This is a genomic window from Thermococcus sp. LS2 (assembly GCF_012027375.1).
In the GTDB taxonomy this organism is placed as follows: Archaea; Methanobacteriota_B; Thermococci; order Thermococcales; family Thermococcaceae; genus Thermococcus_B.
Map to the genome: position 1 here is coordinate 179,734 of NZ_SNUI01000003.1, position 24,520 is coordinate 204,253.

27 protein-coding genes, 1 tRNA gene and 1 pseudogene are annotated in these 24,520 nt (G+C 41.4%); 8 read left to right on the top strand and 21 right to left on the bottom strand.

The features are described from left to right. Positions 1-69 precede the first annotated feature (69 nt). The gene (locus E3E24_RS05625; protein WP_167885555.1) at positions 70-1,956 is read right to left on the bottom strand and encodes a phosphoenolpyruvate carboxykinase (GTP); all 1,887 of its coding nucleotides are present in this window, start codon (positions 1,954-1,956) and stop codon (positions 70-72) included. A gap of 158 nt (positions 1,957-2,114) precedes the next feature. Here E3E24_RS05625 and E3E24_RS05630 point away from each other — a divergent pair, with 158 nt between their 5' ends. The 3 genes from E3E24_RS05630 to tmk all read left to right on the top strand — a co-directional run bounded on the left by E3E24_RS05630 (position 2,115) and on the right by tmk (position 4,650). Beyond that, entirely contained in the window at positions 2,115-3,200 is a 1,086-nt protein-coding gene (locus E3E24_RS05630) for a sugar phosphate nucleotidyltransferase (protein ID WP_167885349.1), read from the top strand. Between the two features lie 11 nt (positions 3,201-3,211). Beyond that, positions 3,212-3,916: a phospho-sugar mutase gene (locus E3E24_RS05635; RefSeq protein ID WP_167885348.1), complete on the top strand. Its 705-nt coding sequence runs from the start codon at positions 3,212-3,214 to the stop codon at positions 3,914-3,916. 104 nt (positions 3,917-4,020) lie between these two features. Next, the gene (gene tmk, locus E3E24_RS05640; RefSeq protein WP_167885347.1) at positions 4,021-4,650 is read left to right on the top strand and encodes a dTMP kinase; all 630 of its coding nucleotides are present in this window, start codon (positions 4,021-4,023) and stop codon (positions 4,648-4,650) included. Between the two features lie 169 nt (positions 4,651-4,819). On the opposite strand, the gene dnaG is transcribed toward tmk, so the two are convergent. From dnaG to E3E24_RS05665, 5 genes and pseudogenes are all read right to left on the bottom strand, one after another. Further along, positions 4,820-6,205, bottom strand: coding sequence for a DNA primase DnaG (gene dnaG, locus E3E24_RS05645; protein WP_167885346.1), 1,386 nt, complete (start codon positions 6,203-6,205; stop codon positions 4,820-4,822). Between the two features lie 3 nt (positions 6,206-6,208). After that, a pseudogene (locus tag E3E24_RS05650) lies at positions 6,209-6,605 on the bottom strand (toprim domain-containing protein); the annotation flags it as partial. A 79-nt stretch (positions 6,606-6,684) separates the two neighbouring features. Then, entirely contained in the window at positions 6,685-7,959 is a 1,275-nt protein-coding gene (locus E3E24_RS05655) for a TIGR04013 family B12-binding domain/radical SAM domain-containing protein (RefSeq protein ID WP_167885344.1), read from the bottom strand. A gap of 79 nt (positions 7,960-8,038) precedes the next feature. After that, positions 8,039-8,242, bottom strand: coding sequence for an archaeal histone HpkA (gene hpkA / locus E3E24_RS05660; protein WP_013466475.1), 204 nt, complete (start codon positions 8,240-8,242; stop codon positions 8,039-8,041). Between the two features lie 721 nt (positions 8,243-8,963). Continuing rightward, positions 8,964-9,039 (bottom strand) — tRNA-Arg (locus tag E3E24_RS05665). Between the two features lie 47 nt (positions 9,040-9,086). Here E3E24_RS05665 and dcd point away from each other — a divergent pair. Beyond that, positions 9,087-9,560 (top strand): dCTP deaminase, encoded by a 474-nt coding sequence (dcd, locus tag E3E24_RS05670; protein ID WP_167885343.1) that lies wholly within the window; start codon positions 9,087-9,089, stop codon positions 9,558-9,560. Between the two features lie 71 nt (positions 9,561-9,631). Here the strand turns inward: dcd and E3E24_RS05675 are convergent, their stop codons facing one another. The 9 genes from E3E24_RS05675 to E3E24_RS05715 form a co-directional block, all read right to left on the bottom strand. Continuing rightward, complete coding sequence (locus tag E3E24_RS05675; protein ID WP_167885342.1) at positions 9,632-10,288, bottom strand: hypothetical protein; 657 nt, start codon at positions 10,286-10,288, stop codon at positions 9,632-9,634. 96 nt (positions 10,289-10,384) lie between these two features. Continuing rightward, entirely contained in the window at positions 10,385-10,699 is a 315-nt protein-coding gene (gene rpl12p, locus E3E24_RS05680; protein ID WP_042679577.1) for a 50S ribosomal protein P1, read from the bottom strand. Between the two features lie 48 nt (positions 10,700-10,747). Next, positions 10,748-11,767 (bottom strand): 50S ribosomal protein L10, encoded by a 1,020-nt coding sequence (locus tag E3E24_RS05685; protein ID WP_167915727.1) that lies wholly within the window; start codon positions 11,765-11,767, stop codon positions 10,748-10,750. A 5-nt stretch (positions 11,768-11,772) separates the two neighbouring features. Next, entirely contained in the window at positions 11,773-12,423 is a 651-nt protein-coding gene (locus E3E24_RS05690) for a 50S ribosomal protein L1 (protein WP_167885340.1), read from the bottom strand. A gap of 87 nt (positions 12,424-12,510) precedes the next feature. Next, positions 12,511-13,005 carry a 50S ribosomal protein L11 gene (locus tag E3E24_RS05695; protein ID WP_167885339.1) on the bottom strand — a complete coding sequence of 165 codons (495 nt, stop codon included), beginning with the start codon at positions 13,003-13,005 and terminating at the stop codon, positions 12,511-12,513. A 13-nt stretch (positions 13,006-13,018) separates the two neighbouring features. After that, positions 13,019-13,477: a transcription elongation factor Spt5 gene (locus E3E24_RS05700; protein ID WP_167885338.1), complete on the bottom strand. Its 459-nt coding sequence runs from the start codon at positions 13,475-13,477 to the stop codon at positions 13,019-13,021. A gap of 17 nt (positions 13,478-13,494) precedes the next feature. Then, positions 13,495-13,668 carry a protein translocase SEC61 complex subunit gamma gene (locus E3E24_RS05705; RefSeq protein ID WP_167717440.1) on the bottom strand — a complete coding sequence of 58 codons (174 nt, stop codon included), beginning with the start codon at positions 13,666-13,668 and terminating at the stop codon, positions 13,495-13,497. 109 nt (positions 13,669-13,777) lie between these two features. Beyond that, on the bottom strand, positions 13,778-14,899 hold the full coding sequence (gene ftsZ / locus E3E24_RS05710; RefSeq protein WP_167885337.1) for a cell division protein FtsZ: 1,122 nt from the start codon (positions 14,897-14,899) through the stop codon (positions 13,778-13,780). A gap of 130 nt (positions 14,900-15,029) precedes the next feature. Then, positions 15,030-15,848, bottom strand: coding sequence for a D-aminoacyl-tRNA deacylase (locus E3E24_RS05715; protein ID WP_167885336.1), 819 nt, complete (start codon positions 15,846-15,848; stop codon positions 15,030-15,032). 368 nt (positions 15,849-16,216) lie between these two features. Here E3E24_RS05715 and E3E24_RS05720 point away from each other — a divergent pair, with 368 nt between their 5' ends. The 4 genes from E3E24_RS05720 (at position 16,217) to E3E24_RS05735 (ending at position 22,066) form a co-directional block, all read left to right on the top strand. After that, positions 16,217-18,130, top strand: a complete 1,914-nt coding sequence (locus E3E24_RS05720; protein ID WP_240912110.1) for a KamA family radical SAM protein — start codon at positions 16,217-16,219, stop codon at positions 18,128-18,130. Positions 18,131-18,271: 141 nt separating this feature from the next. Beyond that, positions 18,272-19,312, top strand: a complete 1,041-nt coding sequence (locus E3E24_RS05725) for a TAXI family TRAP transporter solute-binding subunit (protein ID WP_167885335.1) — start codon at positions 18,272-18,274, stop codon at positions 19,310-19,312. A gap of 13 nt (positions 19,313-19,325) precedes the next feature. Further along, the gene (locus E3E24_RS05730) at positions 19,326-19,772 is read left to right on the top strand and encodes a DUF1850 domain-containing protein (RefSeq protein ID WP_167885334.1); all 447 of its coding nucleotides are present in this window, start codon (positions 19,326-19,328) and stop codon (positions 19,770-19,772) included. Between the two features lie 2 nt (positions 19,773-19,774). Continuing rightward, entirely contained in the window at positions 19,775-22,066 is a 2,292-nt protein-coding gene (locus E3E24_RS05735; protein ID WP_167885333.1) for a TRAP transporter fused permease subunit, read from the top strand. A gap of 10 nt (positions 22,067-22,076) precedes the next feature. On the opposite strand, the gene E3E24_RS05740 is transcribed toward E3E24_RS05735, so the two are convergent. The 6 genes from E3E24_RS05740 to E3E24_RS05765 form a co-directional block, all read right to left on the bottom strand. Then, a complete protein-coding gene (locus E3E24_RS05740) occupies positions 22,077-22,253 on the bottom strand; it encodes a class III signal peptide-containing protein (protein WP_167885332.1) in 177 nt (58 codons plus the stop codon). Positions 22,254-22,266: 13 nt separating this feature from the next. Continuing rightward, the gene (locus E3E24_RS05745) at positions 22,267-22,407 is read right to left on the bottom strand and encodes a hypothetical protein (RefSeq protein WP_167885331.1); all 141 of its coding nucleotides are present in this window, start codon (positions 22,405-22,407) and stop codon (positions 22,267-22,269) included. 9 nt (positions 22,408-22,416) lie between these two features. Beyond that, on the bottom strand, positions 22,417-22,716 hold the full coding sequence (locus E3E24_RS05750) for a hypothetical protein (RefSeq protein ID WP_167885330.1): 300 nt from the start codon (positions 22,714-22,716) through the stop codon (positions 22,417-22,419). Beyond that, entirely contained in the window at positions 22,713-22,892 is a 180-nt protein-coding gene (locus tag E3E24_RS05755) for a hypothetical protein (RefSeq protein WP_167885329.1), read from the bottom strand. The genes E3E24_RS05750 and E3E24_RS05755 overlap by 4 nt, the downstream gene beginning before the upstream one ends. Continuing rightward, positions 22,879-23,205, bottom strand: a complete 327-nt coding sequence (locus tag E3E24_RS05760) for a hypothetical protein (RefSeq protein ID WP_167885328.1) — start codon at positions 23,203-23,205, stop codon at positions 22,879-22,881. Before E3E24_RS05760 ends, E3E24_RS05755 begins: the two co-directional genes overlap by 14 nt. Positions 23,206-23,307: 102 nt before the next feature. Continuing rightward, complete coding sequence (locus E3E24_RS05765; protein ID WP_167885327.1) at positions 23,308-24,516, bottom strand: hypothetical protein; 1,209 nt, start codon at positions 24,514-24,516, stop codon at positions 23,308-23,310. Between the last annotated feature and the right edge of the window lie 4 nt (positions 24,517-24,520).

Below are 24,520 nucleotides of genomic sequence, written 5' to 3' on the forward strand. Positions count from 1 at the left end.
CAAAGGTCAGTATGTACATTTCGTTTTTTAGGTTTTTCCATAAAAAAGGTTGAAAAAATGTTAAAGATGCTAAGCCCTCTCAAACTGGAATGGAGATATGTAATCCCCGTATTTTTCCCTTGCTTCAAGAAGCCTTTGCCTTTCCTCTTCAAGCACTTTGAAAAGAATTTCTGGAGTATCTTTGACCTTTTCGCGGTAAATTTTCTCTATTCTGTCAATCTTTGCCAAGAGCTCTGGAACTCTTATCATGAACTGCTTCTCATAGTCCTCCTTCTTGTATTCCTTGTTGAGAACCTGTTTAAATAATCGCTTGAGGTCTTCGTACTTTGGAATATAGCCGATTGGTGTTTCTATAGCATCCACATCTCCATAAACCCTAAGCTCCATCCATTTGAGCCAGACTGCTTTGTCAAGCTTGTCGTTCAGCCAGTTTCCATTCTCATCTCTAAGGAAGTAGTTTACTGCAAATATCTTTGGCTTCTCTCTAAGTCTCTCTCCAAAGCGGATGTAATTTTGTATGTATTCGCCAATTGGAACTGAGAGGAAGTCGAGAATTGACATTGGATTAAACTGTCTAACGCCTTCTTTGCCAAGGGTTGCAGCGGTTGTTTCACTTTCAAGTGCAGCTCCCATAGTTATTACTCCATGAGTCCAGTCAAATGCCTCTCTCACTGGTGGCCAAGTGTCTTTATCCCTTCCTCCATAAATCATTCCACCTATTTTAACACCACAAGGAGCATCTAAGGCTTCTTTATCGAGATTTGGAAAAGCATCAAGTCTAACTGTAAAGCGTGCATTCTTGTGGCTCGGTGGAATCTCATTGCCTTCAGCATCTCTCTTTCCTCTCCACCATTTCCCACTGTGGTTTTCACCCTCATCTGGAATTTCCTCGCCCATTCCTGTCCAGTATGGCTTTCCGTCCTTGATTAGAACATTTGAGAATATTATCTCGTTAGGTGAGTGAAGAACCTCCCAGATTATTGGATCATCTTCCTTGTTTATTCCATGGATAATTCCAAAAATCCCCGCCTCAACGTTTGCTCCCCTTGCTTCACCCTTCATATCAATGATGAAAACCAAATCATCGCCAACAATGTTCTCCCATGGAATCATACTCGTTGACGTTTTGCCACACATCGATGGGAATGCACCAGTGAAGTATGTTTTTCTTCCTTTTGGCCCATTTACTCTCATAAGGAACATGTGCTCTGAAAGCCAGCCCTCTTTAACTGCTCTCCTAATGGTTAAACGGAAGGCTAACTTCTTCAAACCGATTGTGTTTCCACCGTATTGTGTATTTACGGAATAAACCGTCTCACTTTCTAAATCAATGTAAATTCTCCTCTTATCGAGATTCTTGCTCGTCTTTCTCTCATCCAGCTCACCAGCTGAGTGAACGAACTTAAGGAACTTAGCTTCCCTTCCTAAGCGCTTGAACTCCTCATATCCTTTTCTATAAAGGAGGAACTCGCTATGAGCTACATAAGCTGAGTCTGTAAGCTGAACAGCTGGAATCGTGAAAACTGAGTTCTTTGGACCAAGAACAAAGAAGCATATAAAAAGTTCTTTTCCAACCATTATATTTTTCATAAGTTCGTGAATTTCCCTGAGGCCTTCCTCTCTGTCTTTAGTGTTGATAAATGGTCCCAAATCGACACCTTTTGGGACAAGGATTTTTGTGTTTGCTTTATCTCTCGCTTGATCGTAATAGTTGTCAAAGTGCACTGTATGTCCCGGAGTTGCTAAGGGCTTCTCTTCTCCGTATTCAATCGCTTTTTTCCGTATATATTCCTCATCTTCTTCGCTATCTGTGGCAACAAAGATTTTTGATGGATTAAGAAGCTTTATGTACTTTGCAAGAAACTTGTGAAGCTCGGGATTGTCTATCGCAGCAATTTTCTCAAACTGCTCAGGCTCAAGTCTTTCCTTCAAATATTCAAGGGCTGTAGTACTCATTAATACCACCACCATAAGTTTAGATTAGCATCTTAAAAAGTTTCACACAAGCTTTTTCTTCAAAAACCAAGATTTTCCATAAAAGTTTCTGGTTCATAAAGAGTGCAACAAAAAGTATATTAAATCCATTTGCGGTTAACTAATTCTTGGTGTTAAACATGCAAGCAGTAATAATGGCAGGGGGCAAGGGAACTCGTCTCTTGCCGCTCACTGTTTACAGACCAAAACCAATGATCCCCTTCTTCAATAAGCCGCTGATGGAGTATATTCTTAAGAGCCTAATAGATGCCGGCGTTGATGAAATCTTCGTTCTTGTGGGTTATCTAAAGGAAAGGATTATGGAGTATTTTGGTGATGGCAGCGATTTTGGAGTTGAAATTCATTATTTCAATGGGGAAAACATAAAACTTGGAACCGCCGGAGCCACAAAAAAAGTAGTTGATAAAATTGAAGACACATTCATCGTTGCATCGAGCGATGTTCTCACCAACTTGAACATAAGAGCACTCTATGAATATCACAAAAAGAAGAAGGCATTAGCAACAATAGCCCTGAGCGAGGTTGGAGATCCGACCCAATACGGCATTGCAATTGTTAACAACGAAAACAGGATAATTCGCTTTAAAGAAAAACCAAGGCCAGAAGAAACATTCAGCAACCTTGTAAACGCCGGAATTTATGTATTTGAACCAGAGGTTTTTGATTTAGTTCCCAAAGGACAAAATTTTGACTACTCTCTCCACCTATTCCCAAAAATGCTTGAAGAGAATTTACCTCTCTATGGGTTTCCCTTCAAAGAGTACTGGAACGACGTTGGGAGACCCTCAAGTTATCTGCAAGCAACAGAAGATGTCTTCCTTGGAAAACTAAAGCTGCCGGAAATCAGAGTTGACACCTTGAAAGGCAACTTGGAACACGGTGGTGCAATAGTTACTGGGAGGAGATGCAAGCTTAGAAAATTTGAAATCAGGGGCTTTGCAGTGTTGGGAGACAATGTGGAGATTGGCAGAAATGTTAAAATAGAACGTTCAGTAATATTCTCTAATGTTACGATTGAAGAAGGTGCCGAAATACGGGAGGCAATAATTGGGGAAAACGTCTACATAGGCAAAGGCGTTGAGATAGAGGCTGGAAGCGTTATTGGTGATAACACCATAATCGAAGAATTCAGCAAAGTTGGTGCTAACGTTAAGATTTGGGTTGAGTCTAGAATTGGAAAAGAAAGCATAATCTTGCCTGATTGAGGTGGTATAAAATGGAGATTTATCGTTCGGAAAAGTTCAATCCCGAGGAATTGGCGTTACTTGGTAGGGCAATTGGAACTGTTGCTCAAGGAACAATAATAGTGGGAAGAGATGGAAGGGCAATATCACGATATGGAAAGAGAGCTCTCGTTGTTGGTATAGTAAGCACGGGCTCGACAATCATGGATGTTAGGCTTATTCCTCTAATTGCATTGAAGGACTTTGCCCATAGGAAAGGATTACCCTTGGCCTATGTTTACTATCATGGAGGAGTACGGGTTGAAATTAGTGGACTTGACAGTGACGAGATTAAAGCAATCATAGAAAGCAAAAACTTCATCGAGGCACCTCCAAACGACATAGGTGCAACTGTCTACTATCCAAACGCCCTAGATGACTTCCTTCACGAGGTGTTCAAGCACTACAACTTCAAGATTGAAGGGAAGGCATTGGTGGACTGTATGAACACTCCAGCAGTGCTTTTGTTCCCACGCTTCAACGAGCACTTTGGCTTTGAGGCAGAGCTTATAAACGACATGATGACGAGCTATTTGCCACCAAAGCCAAAAGAAGTATTCTTGCAGAAGCTCAAGAAAGGAGAATATGATTTTGGACTTCGCTTCAGACCAGAGGGAATTGTAGAGATTTACAAAGACGGCAAGGAAAAATCCTTTAGTAGCATGTGGAAGCTCTTGGACTATCTAAAGAGACTGTAAATTCTTTCATACCCTTTTAAACTCTCTGAAAAAATTTAAGCAAAAAGAATTAAAAGCTACTCTACCACCTTACTACATAGTTCTCAATCTTGGAGGTGTCAGCTGTGGGTATCTTCATTGTCCTAGAGGGCATCGATGGCGCTGGTAAATCTACACAAGCAAAACTGCTAGCAGAATGGTTTGAAAAAAGAGGATATGACGTTGTGTTAACAAAAGAACCGACAGATACAGCTTTTGGTAAGCTTATTCGAAGGCTAGTTTTGACAGGAGGAAGGGAAGGAATTATTGACGGTGCAAAGATAAGTTATGAAGCCGAGGCTCTTCTCTTTGCTGCTGATAGAGCCGAGCACGTGAAAAAGTTGATAGAGCCTTCTCTCAAGGCTGGGAAAGTTGTTATCTCGGATAGATATTTCTATTCATCTCTCGCCTACCAATGGGCCCGAGGTTTAGATTTGGAATGGCTTATAAATCTGAATAAGTTCGCAATTAGACCTGATTTAGTTATTCTGCTTGACTTACCTGTCAAGGAAAGCATGAAGAGGATAAATGGAAGAAAGCTTAAGTCCGAGTTCGATAAAATAGCAGAGCTACAGAAGAAGGTCAGAGAGAACTACCTCAAACTTGTTGAGATGTTCCCAGAAATGAAAATCGTAAATGCTCTTGCTTCAATTGAAGATATACACAACGACATAGTTGCTCTAGTGGAACACGAAATTTTAAGCAAAAAGGAATAGGTCAGACAGTGCCGATGTCATCATCAATCAGACCGGTAAACGCACATCATCCCAAAGCTTTTAATTCTCTTTTCTTTAAAAACTCTTAGCCAATGATGAGCGTTAGCCACTCTGAACGGTGAAGAAAAGAGGGTTAGCTGAGGCCGTTTAAATTAAAAAGAAGGAAAAATCACTCAGCAAATGTGAGAATCTTCAAATCAATAGGCCTTCTAACTACATTTGCCTTTCTTGCCCCAATGAGATATTTAACGCCTTTCTCACTAACAATATCGATTAACCTCTGTGTTATTATCCCATTAAAGATTATAGCATATACTCCTTCCTTGTCATTTAGTGAGCTAAGTAAGTCTCTAACTGGGATCTCTGCAATGACATTCTTGTTTTCATCTAGGAGGATTGCTGTTGAGTTGTTTTTCACTTTTTCAATGAAGTCTTTAAACTTCTCCAGCTCAGCTGATTTCGGTGTCTGAATTGGCTTTATGTACTTTTCCTCCTTCTTTACTTCGACTTTCACTTCCCTTGGCTCTTCCTTAGCAACTACTACTGGTCTCTCAACTTTTGGCTCCTCTTTCTTCACTTCCTCAACCCTTTCTTTTTCCCTCTCCTTTTCCCTGATTAAATCATAGAAGCTCTTACCTTTGTAGAACAGCTCATTTATAACCTGCTCTGCTGGAACCTTGCTCCTTAAAGCCTTTATTATTTCCTTCTTTGTAAGTTCCTCAACTTCCTTTCCTTCTGGAGCTCTTGCTACATAATCAATGTCAGCAACTTGTAGCAACTCTTTAAGGATAAGCTCTCCGCCTCTGTCTCCGTCTGTGAATGCTGTTACAATTCTTTCCTTGCTCAATCTGATGATAGTCTCTGGGACTGAAGTTCCCTCAACGGCTATGGCGTTCTTTATTCCATGCTTGAGAAGGTTAAGCACATCGGCTCTTCCTTCAACCACGATAATTGAATCTGAGAACGGCACGTGAGGTCCAGCGGGTAATTTCTCTGGACCATATTCAATGAGCTCCTTTGCTCTGACTGCCTTTTTGACTTCTTCAGTGAGCTCTTGGCTCTCTGGAATTTCCTCCTCCATAAGTGTCTCAAGTATCTCTTTAGCTCTCTCAATAATGTATTTCCTCTTTGTTGCCCTGACGTCCTCGATTTTGATTACTTTAATCCTCGCTTCACATGGTCCAACTCTGTCTATTGTTTCCAGAGCAGCTGCTAGAATTGCTGTCTCTACTCTATCAAGGCTTGATGGCACTGTAATTGTTCCATACGTTTTTCCAGCCTTTGTGTGAACCTCAACTTTTATTCTTCCAATTCTACCAGTCTTTTGGAGCTCTCTTAAATCTAAATCGTCTCCGAGTAAGCCTTCGGTTTGACCAAAAATAGCACCAACAACATCAGGTCTTTCAACAACGCCGTTTGCCTCAAATTCAGCGTAGATTACATATTTAGTTGTTCCAAAATCATCCTTTGCTGACATGTTCCCACCTTCTTTTCTTTTTTCAAACTTTTGCTTTTCCGATAAAATGTGTTGGAGCACTGTCCTCTTTCTTTTCAAGGAAATCCCCTCCTCAAGGGGGTCAGAAACGGAGATGGACTTTTAGGTAAAGCCCGTACAGATCTTCAATGCCCTTAATGTCCTTTTTTGCAATCATTTTGAGCTCTTTTCTAGTCTCTGTATCTACTCTGCATTTATAGCCTTCCAAATATTGAGTCAGCTTTTTCGCCAACTCTTCACCTTTTCTGTCCAAATCAGTTAATATCATGACCTCATGATACTGTGAAGCAATTAAAGCCACTTCTGAGAGCGGTAAGCGTGAGAGCCTTATTATCTCCGCTCTGACCCCCAACTTTCTTAAAGCCACCTCGTCTCGCAAACCCTCTACGATGATAGCACCATCAAACTCTCGCAATTTATCTATCAGCAGTTCAAATCTTTTATAGTTTTCGGCATACATTTTGCCGTCGTGTTGATGAGAAGTTTATGAGGTTATAAATTTTTGGGAAGAGAATTTGACATAAATATGACAATTTTACTCAGCAAACTTCCTTAACTTTCCCAACGTAGCTCATAGGCTCTTCATAAAATTCCTCAATCAATCTTTGCAGTTTTTTGGAAAGCTGAATCTGAATGCCCCATGAACCTTCAATGTAGCCTTTAGCGGCCATTCTGCCCAAAAACTTTTTCATCTCCTCGCTTAATGGTGAAGGTTTACATCTAGCCCAAGGGGTTCCCGGTAGGGGCATGAAGTAGTGAGCTCTAACTTTTCCACCCTTATGCATAATCCACTTCATTAGCTCAATGCTTTTTCTTTGACTCTCTTCGCTTTCATTTGGCAAGCCGACAATGAAATCAACAACCGGCTCAATGCCGTATTCAACCATATATTCAACAGCTTCCATCACATGGCGAACTGTATGTAAGCGGTGCATAGCCTTAAGCATGGCATCATCTCCGCTCTGCGCTCCAATAGCCAGCCTTCTGTTATCTGCATATTTTATGAGAAGCTCAAGAGTCTCTGGCTTTACAAATTCTGGTCTCACTTCACTCGGAAACGTTCCGTAAAACAAGCGTCGCCCTTCTTTTCTTAACGGTTGCAGAGCTTTTAGAAGGGCTTCAAGTTTATCAAGTTTTAAAATTGCTCCTGGACTTCCGTAGGCAAAGGCGTTTGGAGTGATGTAACGCATATCCTTCATTCTTCTTGAATACCTCACAATCTGATCTATCGGTCTGTGCCTCATGCGAAAACCTTTGACGTAAGGTGTCTGGCAGTAATAACAACCAAAAGGACAGCCCCTGCTTATCTCAATGGGTGCAATTAAAAGAGAACTCTCTGCAAAAGGAGGGAATTTAGTAAAGTCATCAACTTTAGCAAAGCCCGTAAACACAAATTCTCCATTCAAATAGAATGCCAGACCGCGAATAGACAATAGCTCCTTTGTAATTTTAAATTTGGTTCGTTTTAGAGTTGTCAAAAGCTGATAGATAACTTCTTCCCCTTCTCCAATTACAGCAATATCAAAGCCTAAAACATTCAAAGTGTGCTTTGGCATTGCAGTTGGGTGATAACCACCAGCAACTAAGAGAGGATTAAATTTCTCTCTCAGGATTTTAACCTCATCCCCAACTTCCCAAATTTCCTCAGTGAAGAATGAATATAGAACAACTTTAGGCTTTGCTTTGAGGATTTCGTTGAAGTCCTTAGTTATTAAAAGCTCACCAATGTCAAATCCTTGACTCTCTAATGCTCCGAGAAGGTGAACAAAGGCATTGTGGTTCCTTTTTGTCATACGGATTGCTATTTCATGCATGGTAAAAACTTTCAGAATAGATTTTTAAAAATTGCCCAAAAATCAAAATAAAAAAGCTAAGAAGCAGAGGATAATACCCTCAAGCCTTGATAGCGAGCTTGATGTCCTCGGCCTTGACTGTCTTTCTGCCAGCGTGTCTGGCAAACTCGACAGCCTTCTTTGAAAGCTCAATTGCGTACTCCTCGAGGTACTCAGCGAGAACCTTGGCTGCCTCTTCGCTGACTCTCTCAGCACCAGCCTTTCTAATCAATCTGTCAATTGGAGCAATTGGCAACTCAGCCATTCACAACACCTCCTTAAAGGGTTTTTCAATATTCTTTTTGCGTTTAAAGATATATAAACCTTTCGGTAAATAAAGCACTCTCACGGCTTTTAATCAGCTGTACGCTAATATATCCCATGTAAATGCCTAATTGAAAATTTTTAGGTATGTTGAGTTTGATAGGTTTTCATATATAGACAATCAGCGAAATAAAAGGCACCACCCGGGTAGGGGCTCCTATTTTGATACAGAGGTATGTAGGGGTGTATATTTTTCAGCTCTCATTCTTCCGAGATTGCATACAACTGCCGGCATTATATCAGAAAGAAAGGTTATTTTTGAGCATCTTCTAACAAAATCTAGAAATAAAGCAACACGCAAATGTTTTGAGAAAAATCAGCATCTTTTAGCTAGGGGGTGAGGAGAGCATAGTTTTCCAGTAGCCTAGAGAGTAAGGAGGGGTCGTGGGGGATGTAATTTTTCAAACTTTGGAAAGTTTGATCAAAATGTGCTAAGCTCTTTAAAGGGCTGAAAAGGGTTGTTTATCTTTTTAGGATTGTCAATGTAATTAGATTCTTAATTAGGAACAGTTCTTAAGGTGTTTTCTGTTCCTTTTGCGTTTTTAAGTGCCTTTAGAGTGAAACCTTAGAAGAATTGTCAATTGGTTAAGAATCCACTCGAATAGTGACATTTAGAGAAGGATAAACGGACTTTGATCAAACTTTGTCTTCGCAAAGTTTGTTGGCGGGCCCGGCGGGATTCGAACCCGCGACCTTCGGCTCCGAAGGCCGACGCCCTATCCACTAGGCCACGGGCCCACAAAAAGATTTTAATTTGAGCTTTACATAAAGCTTACGGTGATTAAATGATACTGCCAGATTGGAAAATCAGAAAAGAAATTCTAATTGAACCGTTCAGCGAGGAATCCCTTCAGCCCGCAGGGTATGACCTAAGAGTCGGCAAGGAAGCCATGGTCAATGGAAAGTTCATTGATGTCGAAAAAGAAGGAAAAGTCATTATTCCACCCAAAGGATACGCTCTAATTCTAACTCTGGAGAGAATTAAGCTGCCAGATGATATTATGGGTGAGATGAGACTGAGAAGCTCCCTGGCTAGAGAAGGACTCATTGGAAGCTTTGCATGGGTAGATCCGGGCTGGGATGGAAATTTAACGCTGGGAATTTTTAACGGCTCAAACGAAGAAATTGAGCTTGAATACAGCGAGAGATTCGTCCAAATAGTGTTTCACCGATTGGAGGCACCAACATCAAGGCCCTACAGAGGGAACTATCAAGGAAGCCAGCATCTAGCACTATCAAAGAGAAGAAGGAAACTCTGATTCTTTTTCCTTATAATCCCTATAGAGGAGCGAATATACAGCAACGAATCCCAGAACAACAATGGCAGTGTTTAATGTTCCCCAACTATTGGAATTAAAGAGCTAACTGCAGATGAGACGAGAGAGTAAAGAAGTCCCAGAATTAAGCTCTTTTTGAAAGTTTTCTTATAGAGTCCAAAGATTTCAACTACTGCAAAACTTTTTTCTACAATTGCCGGCGGCAGAAGAAAGACCAATGGGGATACTAAAACAGCAACTGAAATAGCATAAGTGAGAACAAACCATAAAGAACGTACAATTAAAATAGGAGCAAAGAGAACAAAGATAACTGCCATAAGAATCATATAGTTCACAAAAGTTACTGGCAACTTTTTTGCTCCAAAAAACAGTGCTTTAGAAATGTTCCGCTCCTTCACTACAAAATAAGCAACTACCTCAACTCCCCACAGCATGAACACCATAATTATGATAGCCACGAATATTGACACTATCAAAAATTGTCCCCAATTCAAGATAGAAGTCTCTGAGAGCCTTATTGGAACAAAAGACCACCCTATAAAGAAATGCTCAAGGACATAAATTCCATAGAGAATATTAACCAGCAAGGGGACAATGAATGGAATCAAGAGCTTAGGATTCGAGAGAACTAAGTTAAACCCCTCTGAAAGATATTCATCAATGCCTTTTTCTTCCTCCTTTTGAATATCTGGAGGCAGAACTTCATTCATAGTAGTCCCTATGAGAAAATTCACTTTAAGGAGATAAGTTTTATGCTGAAGAGAAAATTTGAAATGAAGGAATAGAATGAAGGAAAAAGAGAGACTTCAGCCGAAGAGAGCTCCAAGTCCAGCGAGAGCCTCTTCCTCGCTTACTTCCTCTTCTTCCTCTTCCTCTTCTTCCTGAGCTGGTGCTTCTTCAGCAGCAGCCGGTGCAGCAGCCGGTGCAGCAGCAACTGCAACTGGCATTGCGGCCTTTTCAATGACCTCGTCGATGTTAACTCCCTCAAGTGCAGCAACCAATGCCTTGATTCTTGCCTCGTCTGGGGTAACTCCAGCAGCCTCCAACACAGCCTTAAGGTTCTCCTCAGTTATCTCCTTTCCAGCGGCGTGTAACAATAAAGCAGCGTATACATACTCCATCTCCTTACACCTCCAAATTAGCTTTAGTTTTCAATTATTAGATGCGCGTCAACCAAACAATGCCCCCAATCCAGCGAGGGCCTCTTCCTCAGATGGCTCTTCCTCTTCTTCCTCCTCAACCTCTTCAACTTTCTCCTCTTCTGGCTGAGGTTGAGCGGCAACTGCTAATTGAGCTTGTTGGTTTAAAAGCTCTTTGGTTTTCTCATCAAGCAACTCCTCTGGCAACTGCTGTGCTATGAGCAAAGCAACTCTGAATGCCTTGCCAAATATGTCTCCAGCAGTTTCTTTTGTGATGTATCCAGCCTCCACAGCAACGCTCTTTGCGTTGAGGAATGCTTTTTGGATAATTGCCTCGATTGTCTGGGCTGTTGGATATGCTATGTTAACTGACAAGTTGAATGCATGCATGTAAGCCTGTTGGAGCATGTTTATGTATTCTTCCTCATCAATTGCAAGGACTTCTGGTGTGTATATAATTCCATCCTCATAAGCTGCCAACAAGTTAAGACCGACTTCAAGAGGTTCAATGCCAAGCTTGTTAAGGATGTTTGCCAATTGTGGGGTAATAATCTCCCCAGCCTTTAAAACAACTGTGTCCTTTTGGATTGTAACCTTACCTCTCTCAATCCTGGCTGGAATTCCTAAAGCCTGCATCTCACCGACAACTGGACCTGGTGACAGTGGAGTTGGACCAGCTGGAACAACAACATCTCTCGGAACTGGAACGCCGGGCTTGGCAGGAGCTGGAGTTTTGCTCTCCTCAAGGAGCTTGTAGAGCTTGAATGGGTTCATATCAGTTGCGAGGATTGCAGCTCCGCCTTGAATGTAATCAGCGAGCTTCTCCAACTCTGGCTTTCCAAGTTCTTTTGCTGCTTTCTTGATTGCAAGCTCGATGAGTGTGTTTCTTGAGACTCTAAGCAACGCTTTTCCTCTAAGCTTTTCTCTCATCTTTGAGATAGGATAAGCTGGCACTCCGGCGACGTCGACCAATGCTACTACTGGGTGACTCTTGATAATCTCAGCAAGCCTTTCTACTTCCTTCTTCTTCCATTCAGCGACGTGAGCCATTTACCTCACCCCTCCACCTTTACAGCTGGACCCATTGTTGTCTTAACGTACACTGACTTGACTTGGTTCTCTCCTCTCTCAAGCTTACCAATGATTGCATTGAGGACTGTTTCAATGTTCTCTGCCAATTCCTCGTCGCTCATCTTTTCAGTTCCAACAGGTGCATGAACGACTGGATTGTTCTTGAGTTGTATTCTTACAGTCTTCTTGAGCTTGTTAACAATTGGCTCTAAGTTTGTCATTGTTGGTGGAACAACCACTGGCATCTTGTTTCTTGGACCTAAGTACCTACCCAAATATCTACCAATCTTTGGCATCAATGGTGCTGCAGCAATGAAGAAGTCGTACTTCTTAGCCAGCTTTCTTGCTTCCCTTGGACTCTTAGCTATCTCCTCGAGCTGCTCACCACTAATAACATCAAGCCCGAGCTTTTTAGCCGCCTCAGCAACGGCACCATCAGCGATGACCGCGATCTTCACGTCCTTCCCTCTACCGTGCGGCAGAACAACCTCAAGCTTAAACCTATTCTCAGGCTTCCTAAGATCAACATCCTTGAGGTTTACTGCCACTTCGACGGTCTGTGTGAAGTTACGCGGCTTAGCCCGGGCTTTAGCCTCCTTCACCGCTTCCACGATTTTTTGCCTGTCAAAGGCCATTTTTCTGACCTCCAATCTTTTTTATTTAAACTAAATTGAAAAATCAAAATTTCGTAAAAAGAGGAGCTTTTAAACTTTTCTCCTAAATCAGCTCTCCTCAGCCTTTGCAAATATCTCGTCGTAAACTCCCTCATCAATCTCCTTCTGCACAACCCTTGGGTCTTTGCCCTCAACTGTAACTCCCATGCTTAAAGCTGTTCCTATCACTTCTTTTGCCGCTGCTTTGAGGTCTGCGGCAAGCATTTGTTGCTTCTTAGCCTTTGCTATCTTTATAACTTGCTCCATTGTCAAGTTACCAACAATGTTTCTCCCTGGTTCACCTGAACCTTTTTCAAGTCCAAGCTCCTTCTTAATAAGCTGGCTAACTGGTGGTGTACCGACTTCAATCTCAAACTGCTTTGTCACTGGATCAACGATAATCTTCACCGGCACTTGCATTCCTGCAAAGTCCTTTGTTGCCTCATTTATTTTGTCAACGACAAGCTTAACGTTTAATCCAAGTGGACCAATAGCTGGACCGAGTGGAGGACCGGGAGTAGCTTTACCACCCTCAACTAACACCTCAACAACTTGCTTTGGCATTCTCTTCACCCCTTTACTCCTTTGACCGTTTGCTTATAAGTCTAACGTATTCACCTCTAACTGTAACGGGGATTGGAACTATTGCACCGATGAGCTCAACGACAATTTCATCCTTTGCTTCATCAACCCTAACGACCTTAGCTTTTTCTCCTTTGAATGGGCCAGCAATGAGCTCAACTATGTCTCCCGGCTCGAAGCCACTGACAGCTGGCTTCTCCTCAAGGAAATGCTCAATCTCGCTGAACGAAACGTCTCCCGGGAGAGTTCCTCTTGCATGTCTTATTCCTCTTATGGCCTCATCAACTGCACTCTTGCTAGGTGCTTCAATAAAAATGTATCCCTTAACCTTCGAAGGAGTTAATATGGCATAAATTGGCAGATTGTATGTTTTTGCTTTGCTGTAAACTAACCTAGCTGTTGTTTCTTCCTGACCTACTGTAACCCTTACTGCAAATATTTTGCTGTCACTCATCTTTACCACCAAAAAGGTCATTGACCTGTTATCAAGGTACCTATAATACGGATAACCATCCCAATTAAGCCAATTAGTATTATTCCAAGGCCAGTAATCTTTGCAGCCATCTTATACTCTTTGCCGCTCGGTTTTTTTGTGACTAATAAAACCCTTTTGGTCTCTGATAAGAAGTTTTTAAGCTTTTCCATGTATCCCTCTGCTGGCACATCTAACACCTCGCTGGTTTGTTAATCTTAGGTGGGAGTTAAGGTTTTAAAAGTTTAGGGTGGAGCTTAGGATATAGGATAAAAAGAGAGTTCAAAGCTCCTCTAAATCAAGGTGAATAACTTTCTTTTCACTTTCCTCAAATGAATACGTTGGTTCTTCTTCTGAAACAGCATACGGAGAACTTACACCAGTAACAACAACCATAACTCTTATGGTCTTGCCAAGTTCCTCATCAAGCTGGATTCCCCAGATTACTTGTGCCTCTGGATCAAGCTTGCTTGTAACAAGCTCAATTATCTGCTGTGCCTCTTCAAGCTTAACGTCGCTTCCAGAGATGCTTATCAATGCCCCCTTAGCACCGCTGATATCAACATCGAGTAACGGACTGTTCAAAGCTTGTGTCGCAGCTTCAAGGGCTCTCTTCTCGCTGTCGCTTTCTCCAATACCTATCATAGCGACACCGCCATCCTTCATGACTGCTCTGACGTCGTTGAAGTCAAGGTTAACCAGGCCTGGCTTGGTGATGAGTTCTGTGATGCCCTTAACGGCCTGGACGAGGATTTCATCAGCGACTTTAAATGCTAAGTGAATTGGTAAGTTAGGAGCTACTTCCATGAGCTTGTCATTTGGTATAACTATGACAGTGTCGCTGTTCTTCCTGAGTCTCTCAAGACCGTATTCGGCGTTCTTGATTCTTCTAATGCCCTCAACTGTGAATGGTAGCGTGACGACAGAAACTGTTAGAGCACCCATCTTCTTTGCCAGTTCAGCAACTACTGGGGCTGCACCGGTTCCAGTTCCACCACCAAGACCGCATGTGATAAAAACCATATCTGCTCCTTCGAGAGCATCTCTAATATCTCGTTCACTTTCTTTTGCTGCTTCTTCACCAATTTTAGGGTTGTTTCCAGCACCCAATCCTCTAGTTAGTTCCTTTCCTATGAGTATCTTTTTGTGGGCTTTAACTTTGAGCAAATCTTGAGCATCAGTGTTGATTGCAATGACCCTAGCACCTTGGATACCAACTTCCATCATTCTGTTGATTGTATTACAACCAGCACCGCCGACACCAACGACATAGATTTTTGCCTGTATCTGCTCCAAAATTCTTCTAAGCTCCTCATCGATATCTGTCTGAGGAGCCTGCACTTCATTTACCTTGCTTACTTCCTGGGAAGTTCTTTCTATCGCATTTTCAATTAACTTTAGCATTTTTTCACCCTCCGGGGAAACAATTTAACACCTAGTAAATCCTTTAGTTTAAAACAATATATAAATTTTAGCTAAGTTCCACAGTCCGCTTTTAAATTTTAAGTGGAATGCTATAAAGGTTTCTGCTGGATCAATCCTTAATAAACTCCAATCCAAGTTCCTCCGCTAAAGATTTGGCCAACTGTCTAGTTTCTCCTTTGCTGCCTTTCCAATCTACGTATATTGCCTCAACCTTTTCAGCTGTTCTCTCAATAGCCTTTAGAAGCATATCTCTGGAGATTGGATGAGCATACTTTGCTGCAATGTGGGAGAAAGCTATGTCAGAATTCAGCGCAACTTTTGTCTGCTTTGGAGCATAATGCCCCCCACCAATTCCAATAGCAACTTTAAAATTAGCCCTTTGATAATTGCCTATGACATACATTATCGTCTCTGCCAAAATTTCCCCGGCCCTATCATTTACCCATTCTTCCTCGCTTGAGCCAATTTCAATGAAAAGTGAAGGAACATCAAGCTTACTCGGTCCGTGATGTGTAGCCTCATAACAAACCGTCCAGCCCAAATCATTCAACTCATTCATCTTCATCAACGCTAATTTCATCGCACTTGGCTGAGCTATCGCTAGGCTGTTATCTTTTCCGCCATACATAGCTTTTCCCCAGTTTCCAGTAACGTGAGTAGTTAAAGCCGGCAATTTTTGTTTGCTCGAATGTCTTGAAGCAAAGATAATAAGTTCTGGCTTAACCTTCAGCTGTTTTTCAATCTCTTTGTCTAGATAATCATAATATATCATCTCTTGATTTGTTGTGAGGATCCAAATGTCTCCATTTTTATATACCGTGTTGCCATCAAATTTTAAATCGCTCTTCTCAAATCCAAAGTTTTCAATTAATTTTTGCTTTATATTCATCGAAGCTAAATCAACTTTAGTCGTCATTATGATCTTCACTTTAACACCTCCAAAAAACTGCAAATATTTGGATATTAAAGGTTTTTGTGGGCACCCATAATGTTAAAGGAGAGGCTGCCCAACTATGTTTATGCTATGTTTATATTTGTAAAGTTTATCTAGCTAATGAGCTAGGTATTTTTGAAATGTTCAGCAAATTCTTAGAATAAAATGTCCAAATTTGTAAAATTTTTTCGTTATATTCAATCTCAAACTTGAAATTTGTAATGTTTTACAAGCTTGTAAACGCAAAATATATAATACTACAGACATCCACTAACATCTGTAAACTCACCTCAATGATGTAAGATGTACAACGATGATCTGAGAGGTACTAACGCCCACATATGGGCACAGAGGTGGTATGTATGGAAAAGCAGATGGAGAGTGCTATTTCAACATTTAATGTTGAAGAGTCCCCTTGGGGATTAAAGCAAGGAGTTAAGCATGAAGATTTTCTAAAGATATTTGAACCTCTTCCCGAAGTTAAGGAAATCCTGCTCACCAGTGAAACACTTGAAGAGGCAAGAGAAAGACTCAGGAAGTTTGCTGAAGATTTGCTGTGGAAGTATAAGAACGGTGAAATCAAAGTTGATGCCATAGACAGATGGCTTGCCATTGAAGCAATAAATGTGTTCTTAAACATAATCTCCGAATATGGTGAAAAAGCCGCTGGATTCTCAACCCTTGAATACCTCTGGAAGGCAACAAAAGGAGATGAGAGAGTTCTAAGCATAATCACAGAAGGCTTTGTGGAGGAGTTTAAGCATCTCTTCAAAGCTATGGCTGGTGTAACTGGATACTCAAAAGGCTGGCTTGGACCAAAGTTAGAAGCTGCCGGAATTAAATTCGTTGACTTCAGCAAGATAAAGGGAAGAAAGGCAGCATTAATGAGGTCCGAGTATCTCGACAAAGTGTGGGAATACATTAAAGGCTACCTTAAGAAATACCCAAGCGGTCTTGATAAGCATATCATCGAAAAGAGAAAGAAGCAGAGAGAGAAGCTAATGGAATACTGGGGTATAACAGAGGACGAGTGGTTCGATTACAGATGGCAGTTCTCCCATGTATTAAAGAGAGAAAAGGGCCTTGAGACTCTTAGAGAACTAAATGAACTTGGAATCGTTAAAGTTCCAGAGGAAGATCTAAAGCAGGTGGAATTGGCAGTTAAATACCACATTCCTTGGGGCATTACCCCCTATTACCTCAATCTGTGGGACTTCGACGAGCCATACAAATATGACAGGCACGTAAGAAGACAAGTCATGCCTCCCGCATGGTATATCTCAAACATGCTCCAGCACAGGGAAGATAGGGAATACTACTTTGATTTCATGGGTGAGCACGATACTTCACCAATTGATCTCGTTACAAGGAGATACGTTACGATAGCAATTCTCAAAGCCTATGACACATGCCCACAGATATGCGTTTATTGTCAGAGAAACTGGGAAGTCCTCGAGCCATTTATGGCAGGCTCATTCCCAGGATGGGACAAAATTGAAGCAGCATTGGAATGGTTTGCAGAGCATGAATCAATGCTTGATGTCCTCATTACTGGTGGAGATCCCTTAGCTCTAAGTGACAAGATAATTGACAAAATTATGAGCAGACTTTCAGAGTTCGATCATGTTGTTAACATCAGGTGGGGAAGCAGAATCTTTGTGACAGTTCCTATGAGAATTACCGACAACTTAGCAGAAATTCTTGGAAGCTATATTGAGCCAGGAAAAAGGAATGTTTCAATTTCAACTCACGTTGAAACAGCTTATGAAGTAACACCCGAAATGGCTGAGGCAGCATACAAGATTAGGAGACAAGGAATCTACATCTACAATCAGCTAGTTTACCAGAGAAATGTTAGCAGGAGATTTGAAAATGTCGCATTGAGAATTGCACTGAGAAAAATAGGAATTGACCCATACTACACCTTCTATCCAAAGGGTAAGATTGAGCAGAAGGACTACCTCGTCCCAATTGCGAGAGTTGTTCAAGAGAGAAAAGAAGAGGCAAGATTATTGCCTGGACAGTTCAGACCAGATGAACCCGTCTTTAATGTCCCAAGAATGGGTAAGAATCACTTGAGGGCATGGCAGGACAGAGAATTAGTCGGAATAAGACCAGATGGTAGCAGGATCTATCTCATGCACCCATGGGAGAAGGGTATCAGCGAAACCAAGCTTTATACATATCCAGATGTGCCAATCAAGGAATACCTTGAATACCTTGAGAGCATTGGCGAAGACCCCAATGACTATTGGACAATCTGGTACTACTACTGAAAAATTTTCGCCCTTTCACCCTTTCATTTGTTTACTTGTATGTAAATCCTCCAAAAGAACAAAAAATATATAATGTTTAACTTTGTAAATAGTTAAGATGTCGGGGGCTTAGTCCCCTCTACTTCCATGAGGTGGCTAAAAATGAGGAAGTGGAAAGCTTTAGGTGTAGTTTTTGTTTTAGTGTTGGCTTTAGTTGCTGCCGGATGTACACAAAAAGAAGCCACAACAGGCACAGAAACACAGGCCCCGATTGTAACAAAGAACGACGAAGGAAAGTATGAGATCACCATCTATACCGGCTCTGGTCCTGGTAGCGTCTATTTTGCCATTGGTTCAATGCTTGCAAAAGTCATAAACAAGAAGAGTAATTTAATTGCCGCTAAGGCCGTTACAAGCGGTGCAAGTGTTGCCAACTGTAAGGCCATAGGAAAAGGAGAAGCTCAGGTGGCCATAGCTCAGAATGACGTTACTTGGTACGCTTGGGAAGGAAAATACCAGTTTGAGGGCAACCCAATTAAGGTTCTCAGGGGTATTGGAACGCTATACCCAGAGCCAGTCCAAATAGTCGTTAGAGCAGACAGCGACATAAAGACCCTCCAAGACTTAGCTGGTAAGAAGGTTGTCGTTGGTGCCGCTGGTAGCGGTGTTGCTGCCACCGCCGAGAGAGTCCTCAAAGCTGCTGGGGTCTGGGACAAGATTGAGCCAGTTTACCAGACCTTTGAAGAAGCAGCACAGAGCTTAGTTCTTGGTCAAGTTGATGCCGAGTTCACTGTCATTGCCTATCCAGCCCCAGCTATTGATCAAATTGCAGTCAAAGTCCCAGTTAGATTAATACCAATTCCGGATGATGTTATCAAGAAGCTTCACGATCAGGGATATCCATTCTATGTCAAGGTGATAATTCCAGCTGGTACATACAATGGAATGACCGAAGACACACAAACAATAGCAGTTAAGGCAACCCTCGTTGTTCACAAGGACCTACCAGATGAAGTTGTTTACGAGATCACCAAGATTCTTTACGAGAACATTGATGAATTAGCCAAGGCTCACCAAGTCGCAAAGCAGATTGACATGAACCACGCATTCGAGGGTCTCATGGTTCCACTCCACCCAGGAGCAATCAAGTACTATGAAGAGCACGGTATAACTGTTCCAGATGAGTTAAAGCCCAAGGAATGAAGGGGTGAAATTTTTGAAGAAACTGTTTCTTTTTTTCTTGTTATTTTTCATTCTATTTTTCCCAGCTTCCGTGATTAGGATAGAATTTAACGATAAGATATGTTACTACCCTCTTGGCTCAAATTCTACCTTAGAGATCGATTACATTCACAGTGTTTCATTAACAAAGGTTATAGATGTATATCGAGTTTCAAAAGACGGCATATACGTCCTCCAAGAAAAATGGCAAGAATTTCTGGCAGGACAGCCCACAAATTTCGATTATCGAGCTGGTAGTTTCTATGTGAAGAACTTGAACACATTTCTTGGAAAATCGTGGGAATACTGGTTTATTCCCATTAACAATGTTACTGTGAAGATTGATGGAAAAATCGTGTTTATCCAGCCCAATGAAGAAGGCATCATGAAGATTGAAGTTAGGAAAGCCCCCATTTTATTGATAATAGTCAGGAGGTGTTAAGTATGGGTGAAGAGCTTGAAAAGATTGAGAAGAAAATCGTGCTTGAAAAAACCAGAACTTTACCTCCAAAACTAGAAAACATCGTAAAAGCAGCAGCAATACTCATTGGTATCTTTGAAATCCTATTTATATTCAACTTTACTTTTTCGGTGTATTCTCTGTTTGATAAGCTGGGCATTAGAATAGAAGCTCTTAAACTTGACTTCCAAGATCAGCAGATAATGGCATTTATTCTTGGAATGATATTTGTTATAGCATTCCTCAGATATCCAATAATCAAAAAGGACAAATACCTCCAAAAAGTGCAACTCATAGACTATATCCTAATAATACTTGGACTAGCAGCGGCCTTATATAAGTTCTGGCGATGGCCCACTTACATGGTTTACTATGATGTCAATCAGACTGACGTTATATTCGGTTTCTTAGCTATAATTCTGGTATTAGAGGCTACAAGAAGAGCGATCGGATGGATTCTGCCAGCAATAGTTACAGTATTCTTGCTTTATGGAATTAAAGATGCCGGATTCAATTGGACTCGAATAGCCCAATATCTTTATCTTGATCAAGGTATCTTCGGCATTCCTTTCTATGTCATGACGATTTACGTCTTTGCATTCGTGTTCTTCGGTGCATTCTTGCTAAAAATTGGAGTGAGCGACTACATCACAGAGTTCATGATATCTATCTTTGGGCCTAGACCCGGTGGTCCAGCAAAGTCAGCAGTAATTTCAAGTGGTTTAATGGGAACAGTCAGCGGAAGCTCAGTTGCCAATGTTTTAACAACGGGAACATTCACAATTCCGCTGATGAAAAAAGCTGGTTATCCTCCAGAAATAGCCGGTGCTGTTGAGCCTGTAGCCTCAACAGGAGGTCAACTGATGCCTCCAGTTATGGGTGCAGCAGCATTCATTATGGCTCAGTTTTTAGGCGTCCCATATAACAAGCTGATTATTGCGGCAGTATTGCCAGCATTGATTTACTATTCAGGAGTTTACCTTTTCATAGATCTTGAGACAAAGCGCTTAGGTTTGAAGGGAATGCCAAGAGATCAGTTCAAGCCCGTCAGATACTTCCTAAGGAAGCTGTACATACTATTACCAATTGTTGTAATTACAGTAGCATTGGTATGGGGCATTGCACCACATATTGCTGCAGTTTCTTCATTGGGCATCGCAATCTGGGTCGCGTGGATTTCAAAGGACGAAATCCCCGGACACGAACAGCTTTATGTAGCAACAGTAGTCATCACAACTCTTTTGATGTTTACAGGGAGAGAATTCGCTAAACCCGTAGGAATAGTACTGCTGTTGCTTGGCCTAATCCTCATAATTATGGCATTTACGACTGACAAAGTGCAGTTCAATGAGAAGCTCTACATCAGCATGCTGTTCATATTCCTAATAGCTCTCGGCAAGTTCCTTTACATGAGAAAAGAGGAAATCCTTTTGATGAGCGGTGTCTTTGGAATAATATTCTCCCTTATAGTCGGATACAAATCCAAGACAGAAGGCGGTAAAGCAATGTATTCAGCAACTTACGAATCAATGATAAGCGCTGGTAAAACAAGCACAACAGTTATGCTTGCAGCAGCAAGTGCTGGTTTGATTCAAGGTGTCCTCACAATGACTGGATTGGTTACATCTCTCGGATACAAGCTTGTTGACCTAGCAGGAGGAAACCTACTGCTACTCTTAATGATGGCAATGATATTCAGCCTTATTCTCGGTATGGGTGTGCCAACAACAGCAAACTATGTCATTACATCATTAGTTGCGGCCCCAGCAGTCTTTAACGCTGTAGCAGACAATCCAATCTATGCGGCATCAGTTCCAGGTTATGCAACACCAATTGCCCTCTTAGCAGCTCACTTCTTCGTGTTCTACTTTGGAATCCTCGCTGATTTAACACCGCCCGTCGCTCTGGCAGCATATGCAGGTTCAGCATTGGCTGGCGGTGATTTCTGGAAGACAGCAACTAATTCCGTTAAGTATGCTCTAGCTGGTTATGTAGGACCGTACATATACTTCACCCATCCAGAAATGTTCCTCATCACAGTCCAGCAGTGGACTCCCGAAGTTGTACTTAGAGTGCTCTACTACTTCATAGCAACAATCCTCATCATGTACCTCTTAGCAATAGCAATCACAGGCTACTACAAGAAGCCAATAAGAAAAGAGATAAGAATTGTGCTGGGTGCATTGGGACTCATCGGAGCAACCCTTCATCCAGTTCCAATAGCTCTGGTAGTGCTTTCCCTTATTGGAATTAACTTATATGCCAGGAAGTCTTGATGCCTTTTCTCTATTTTCCTATTTCGGAGTATGATTTCTGAATCTCCCTGATAAGCAATCTTGTTGCATTCTCAATGGTTTTTCCGGTGTTTTCTGCAATGCTTTTAGTGTACTTCAACACTAGAGAAACTAATAGCAGGGCAACAAGAATCATAAACAGATACTCAATAGCCGCTTGCCCCCTCATGTTCCCACCCCCATCATGGAATTGCAGCTATCATATGCTTTGCAATAAAGCCTGCTGCAATTATTATCCCCAAAACGACAGCTGCAGTTATTATCACAAAATCAACGAGTTTAGCTATCATCCAAATCACGACTTTTTTCGTCCTCTCATCCATACTACCACCTCATAAATATCTTGAAGCCCTAATCATAACCTCAGAGTAAAGCATTATGGTGTCCTCATATTTAGTGTCTGAAGGTCCAGTATATACTAAATGCATTCTTAGGGGCAGCTCTTTTCCCTTAACTTCCTTTACCATGAACTCAGCTAACGCCTCTGCCAGCGGATCTATATCTGGATAGCCCTTGTATAGAGGCACTCTTTTCTTTACAAAGGTATTTCCAACGTAAAAGCCGATTATCTGGCTGAATCGAAGTGATAGGAATCCATGAGACAGCTTCAGAGTTTCTGAAAGCACTTTCATCCAGAAGTTTTTGTCAACTCCCTTATTAGCTTTTTCAAATTTACCACTCTCATAAGCATTTGTTCTAATATACAAAGACATGGAGTGTATGTTGTTTCCAGCGTAATGTACATTTTTTCTGGAGTGGCTGTTAAAATCTCCTTAATGATATCAGCAACTGTCTCAAGATCTCTCATCGTTGTAGACCTTTCTTCCAATGTAGATGTTGAAGACCTCTGCTTGTGCCAAAGAGGCCATTTGAATGTCGTGCTTTAAAGAGGAGACAACTTTCTCTTGCATTTTTGGTAATCGATTAATCAAACCATATGAAGGAGCATGTGCAGTTATCGTAGTAAAAGCTTCTTTAGCAATATACGCATAATCTCTAAAGTAATCTTCTTCCTTTCTATTGAAAGCAGCAGGAGGAATTTCCGTAAGTCTCATTCCAAGTGTCGCTGCCTTAAAAAGATTTGAAATCGCATTGTACGTTCCCCAGTCGAAAAGTATCATAAAATCCACCCAAGTTTTTAATTACCAAAATATACTAAAACTTAGGAATTTATAAGGCTTATGCTTCACATAGTGTCTAGCAGAGGTTAAAAATGAAAATGATCAGTAGAGCATGACTTCAAAGCCAAGCTCACTTAGTAGGTCTGCCAGCTCCTCACTGTCCACGTAAACTAAAAGATGATGATTTCCTAATGTGCCATCAATAAAGTCTTTTGCATCCTCAATCTTGAGCTTAAGCTGGGTTCTGCATCTCTGCTCGCTCCTCTCCCTTTCAGCTACCGTAACACTAGCCACAACAGCTTTTCTTCCCCTTATCTTGAGGAGAGACGCTTTTTTCCTGGGAAGATCAACCTCGACGCCAACCCCCATACCGCTCTCAAAGTGAGACCTTAGGATATAGCCCGCAATTAAGGGAGCGGTGCAGTGGGCCAGAATTATATAATCCTCACCATAATCAGCTATATTGCCCATGAAAGCCGGTTTATTGAAGAATTTCCTCACTATTGTCATGCCAAGTAGAGAATTGAGCTCTCCTTCGCAAGCTGCTGGTATTCCTTCGGCATTGAACATTGCTAGGGCTAAGCATGGTGTTGCCTTAATCTTCCCAATTAGATCAAAGCAGCCTATTGTAAATCCATCAAGCTTGTAATCTTCGATAATTCTTTTCAGTGCAACATAAATTCTGCCAGCCTTTACAAGGTCTTCTCTGTTAGGCTCTTTAATTTCTCTCGCTTTTGCAACAATATTCTCAACAGCTTTCCACCCTTCAGCTTCTGTTGTGGCTTCGTAATACTCATAGAACTTCTTCAAGCTTATATGGACATAAGGCAGCTCAAACTTCTCGTTGATGAGCCATGGGGAAATTCTGCCAATTAAACCGAGTCTCAAGTTTAGGAACTTATCAAGTATTTCCTTCATGTCCTCATAGCCAAGGAGAGCAGCTTTAAGCTCTTCATAGCTTGTAACTAGTGTTGAAGGTATAAGCCTGTCCCTGAGATACTCCCTAATCTCTACGGCAGCTGCTATTGAGTTGTTAAAAGAATCACCAAAGAGAATTACTGGCTTTCTGTAGATTGCAAACTCCTTTAGTGGATTCTCAGTTCCACCAGTTAATGGGTATAACACAATTGCATCAACCTTATTGAAGTCTATTTCCTCCTTAAGGTCTTTGAACTCTTTTTTTGTCGAAATAAATGCCCCACCAACAACTTCAAACTCCTCAGAAAGCTTTGTTAAAAACTGCGACGCTTTTTTCTCAAACTTTTTTGGATCTGCGATTTCGCTAACCCCAAAGACAACTCCAACTTTCATTTTA

Excerpts from the sequence above, each read along its gene's own strand:
- E3E24_RS05625 (WP_167885555.1), bottom strand. The coding sequence starts at position 1,956 with ATGAGTACTACAGCCCTTGAATATTTGAAGGAAAGACTTGAGCCTGAG.
- E3E24_RS05630 (WP_167885349.1), top strand. The coding sequence starts at position 2,115 with ATGCAAGCAGTAATAATGGCAGGGGGCAAGGGAACTCGTCTCTTGCCG.
- E3E24_RS05635 (WP_167885348.1), top strand. The coding sequence starts at position 3,212 with ATGGAGATTTATCGTTCGGAAAAGTTCAATCCCGAGGAATTGGCGTTA.
- E3E24_RS05655 (WP_167885344.1), bottom strand. The coding sequence starts at position 7,959 with ATGCATGAAATAGCAATCCGTATGACAAAAAGGAACCACAATGCCTTT.
- hpkA (WP_013466475.1), bottom strand. The coding sequence starts at position 8,242 with ATGGCTGAGTTGCCAATTGCTCCAATTGACAGATTGATTAGAAAGGCT.
- dcd (WP_167885343.1), top strand. The coding sequence starts at position 9,087 with ATGATACTGCCAGATTGGAAAATCAGAAAAGAAATTCTAATTGAACCG.
- E3E24_RS05675 (WP_167885342.1), bottom strand. The coding sequence starts at position 10,288 with ATGAATGAAGTTCTGCCTCCAGATATTCAAAAGGAGGAAGAAAAAGGC.
- rpl12p (WP_042679577.1), bottom strand. The coding sequence starts at position 10,699 with ATGGAGTATGTATACGCTGCTTTATTGTTACACGCCGCTGGAAAGGAG.
- E3E24_RS05685 (WP_167915727.1), bottom strand. The coding sequence starts at position 11,767 with ATGGCTCACGTCGCTGAATGGAAGAAGAAGGAAGTAGAAAGGCTTGCT.
- E3E24_RS05690 (WP_167885340.1), bottom strand. The coding sequence starts at position 12,423 with ATGGCCTTTGACAGGCAAAAAATCGTGGAAGCGGTGAAGGAGGCTAAA.
- E3E24_RS05695 (WP_167885339.1), bottom strand. The coding sequence starts at position 13,005 with ATGCCAAAGCAAGTTGTTGAGGTGTTAGTTGAGGGTGGTAAAGCTACT.
- E3E24_RS05700 (WP_167885338.1), bottom strand. The coding sequence starts at position 13,477 with ATGAGTGACAGCAAAATATTTGCAGTAAGGGTTACAGTAGGTCAGGAA.
- E3E24_RS05705 (WP_167717440.1), bottom strand. The coding sequence starts at position 13,668 with ATGGAAAAGCTTAAAAACTTCTTATCAGAGACCAAAAGGGTTTTATTA.
- ftsZ (WP_167885337.1), bottom strand. The coding sequence starts at position 14,899 with ATGCTAAAGTTAATTGAAAATGCGATAGAAAGAACTTCCCAGGAAGTA.
- E3E24_RS05720 (WP_240912110.1), top strand. The coding sequence starts at position 16,217 with ATGGAAAAGCAGATGGAGAGTGCTATTTCAACATTTAATGTTGAAGAG.
- E3E24_RS05725 (WP_167885335.1), top strand. The coding sequence starts at position 18,272 with ATGAGGAAGTGGAAAGCTTTAGGTGTAGTTTTTGTTTTAGTGTTGGCT.
- E3E24_RS05735 (WP_167885333.1), top strand. The coding sequence starts at position 19,775 with ATGGGTGAAGAGCTTGAAAAGATTGAGAAGAAAATCGTGCTTGAAAAA.
- E3E24_RS05740 (WP_167885332.1), bottom strand. The coding sequence starts at position 22,253 with ATGAGGGGGCAAGCGGCTATTGAGTATCTGTTTATGATTCTTGTTGCC.
- E3E24_RS05745 (WP_167885331.1), bottom strand. The coding sequence starts at position 22,407 with ATGGATGAGAGGACGAAAAAAGTCGTGATTTGGATGATAGCTAAACTC.
- E3E24_RS05750 (WP_167885330.1), bottom strand. The coding sequence starts at position 22,716 with ATGAAAGTGCTTTCAGAAACTCTGAAGCTGTCTCATGGATTCCTATCA.
- E3E24_RS05755 (WP_167885329.1), bottom strand. The coding sequence starts at position 22,892 with ATGAGAGATCTTGAGACAGTTGCTGATATCATTAAGGAGATTTTAACA.
- E3E24_RS05760 (WP_167885328.1), bottom strand. The coding sequence starts at position 23,205 with ATGATACTTTTCGACTGGGGAACGTACAATGCGATTTCAAATCTTTTT.
- E3E24_RS05765 (WP_167885327.1), bottom strand. The coding sequence starts at position 24,516 with ATGAAAGTTGGAGTTGTCTTTGGGGTTAGCGAAATCGCAGATCCAAAA.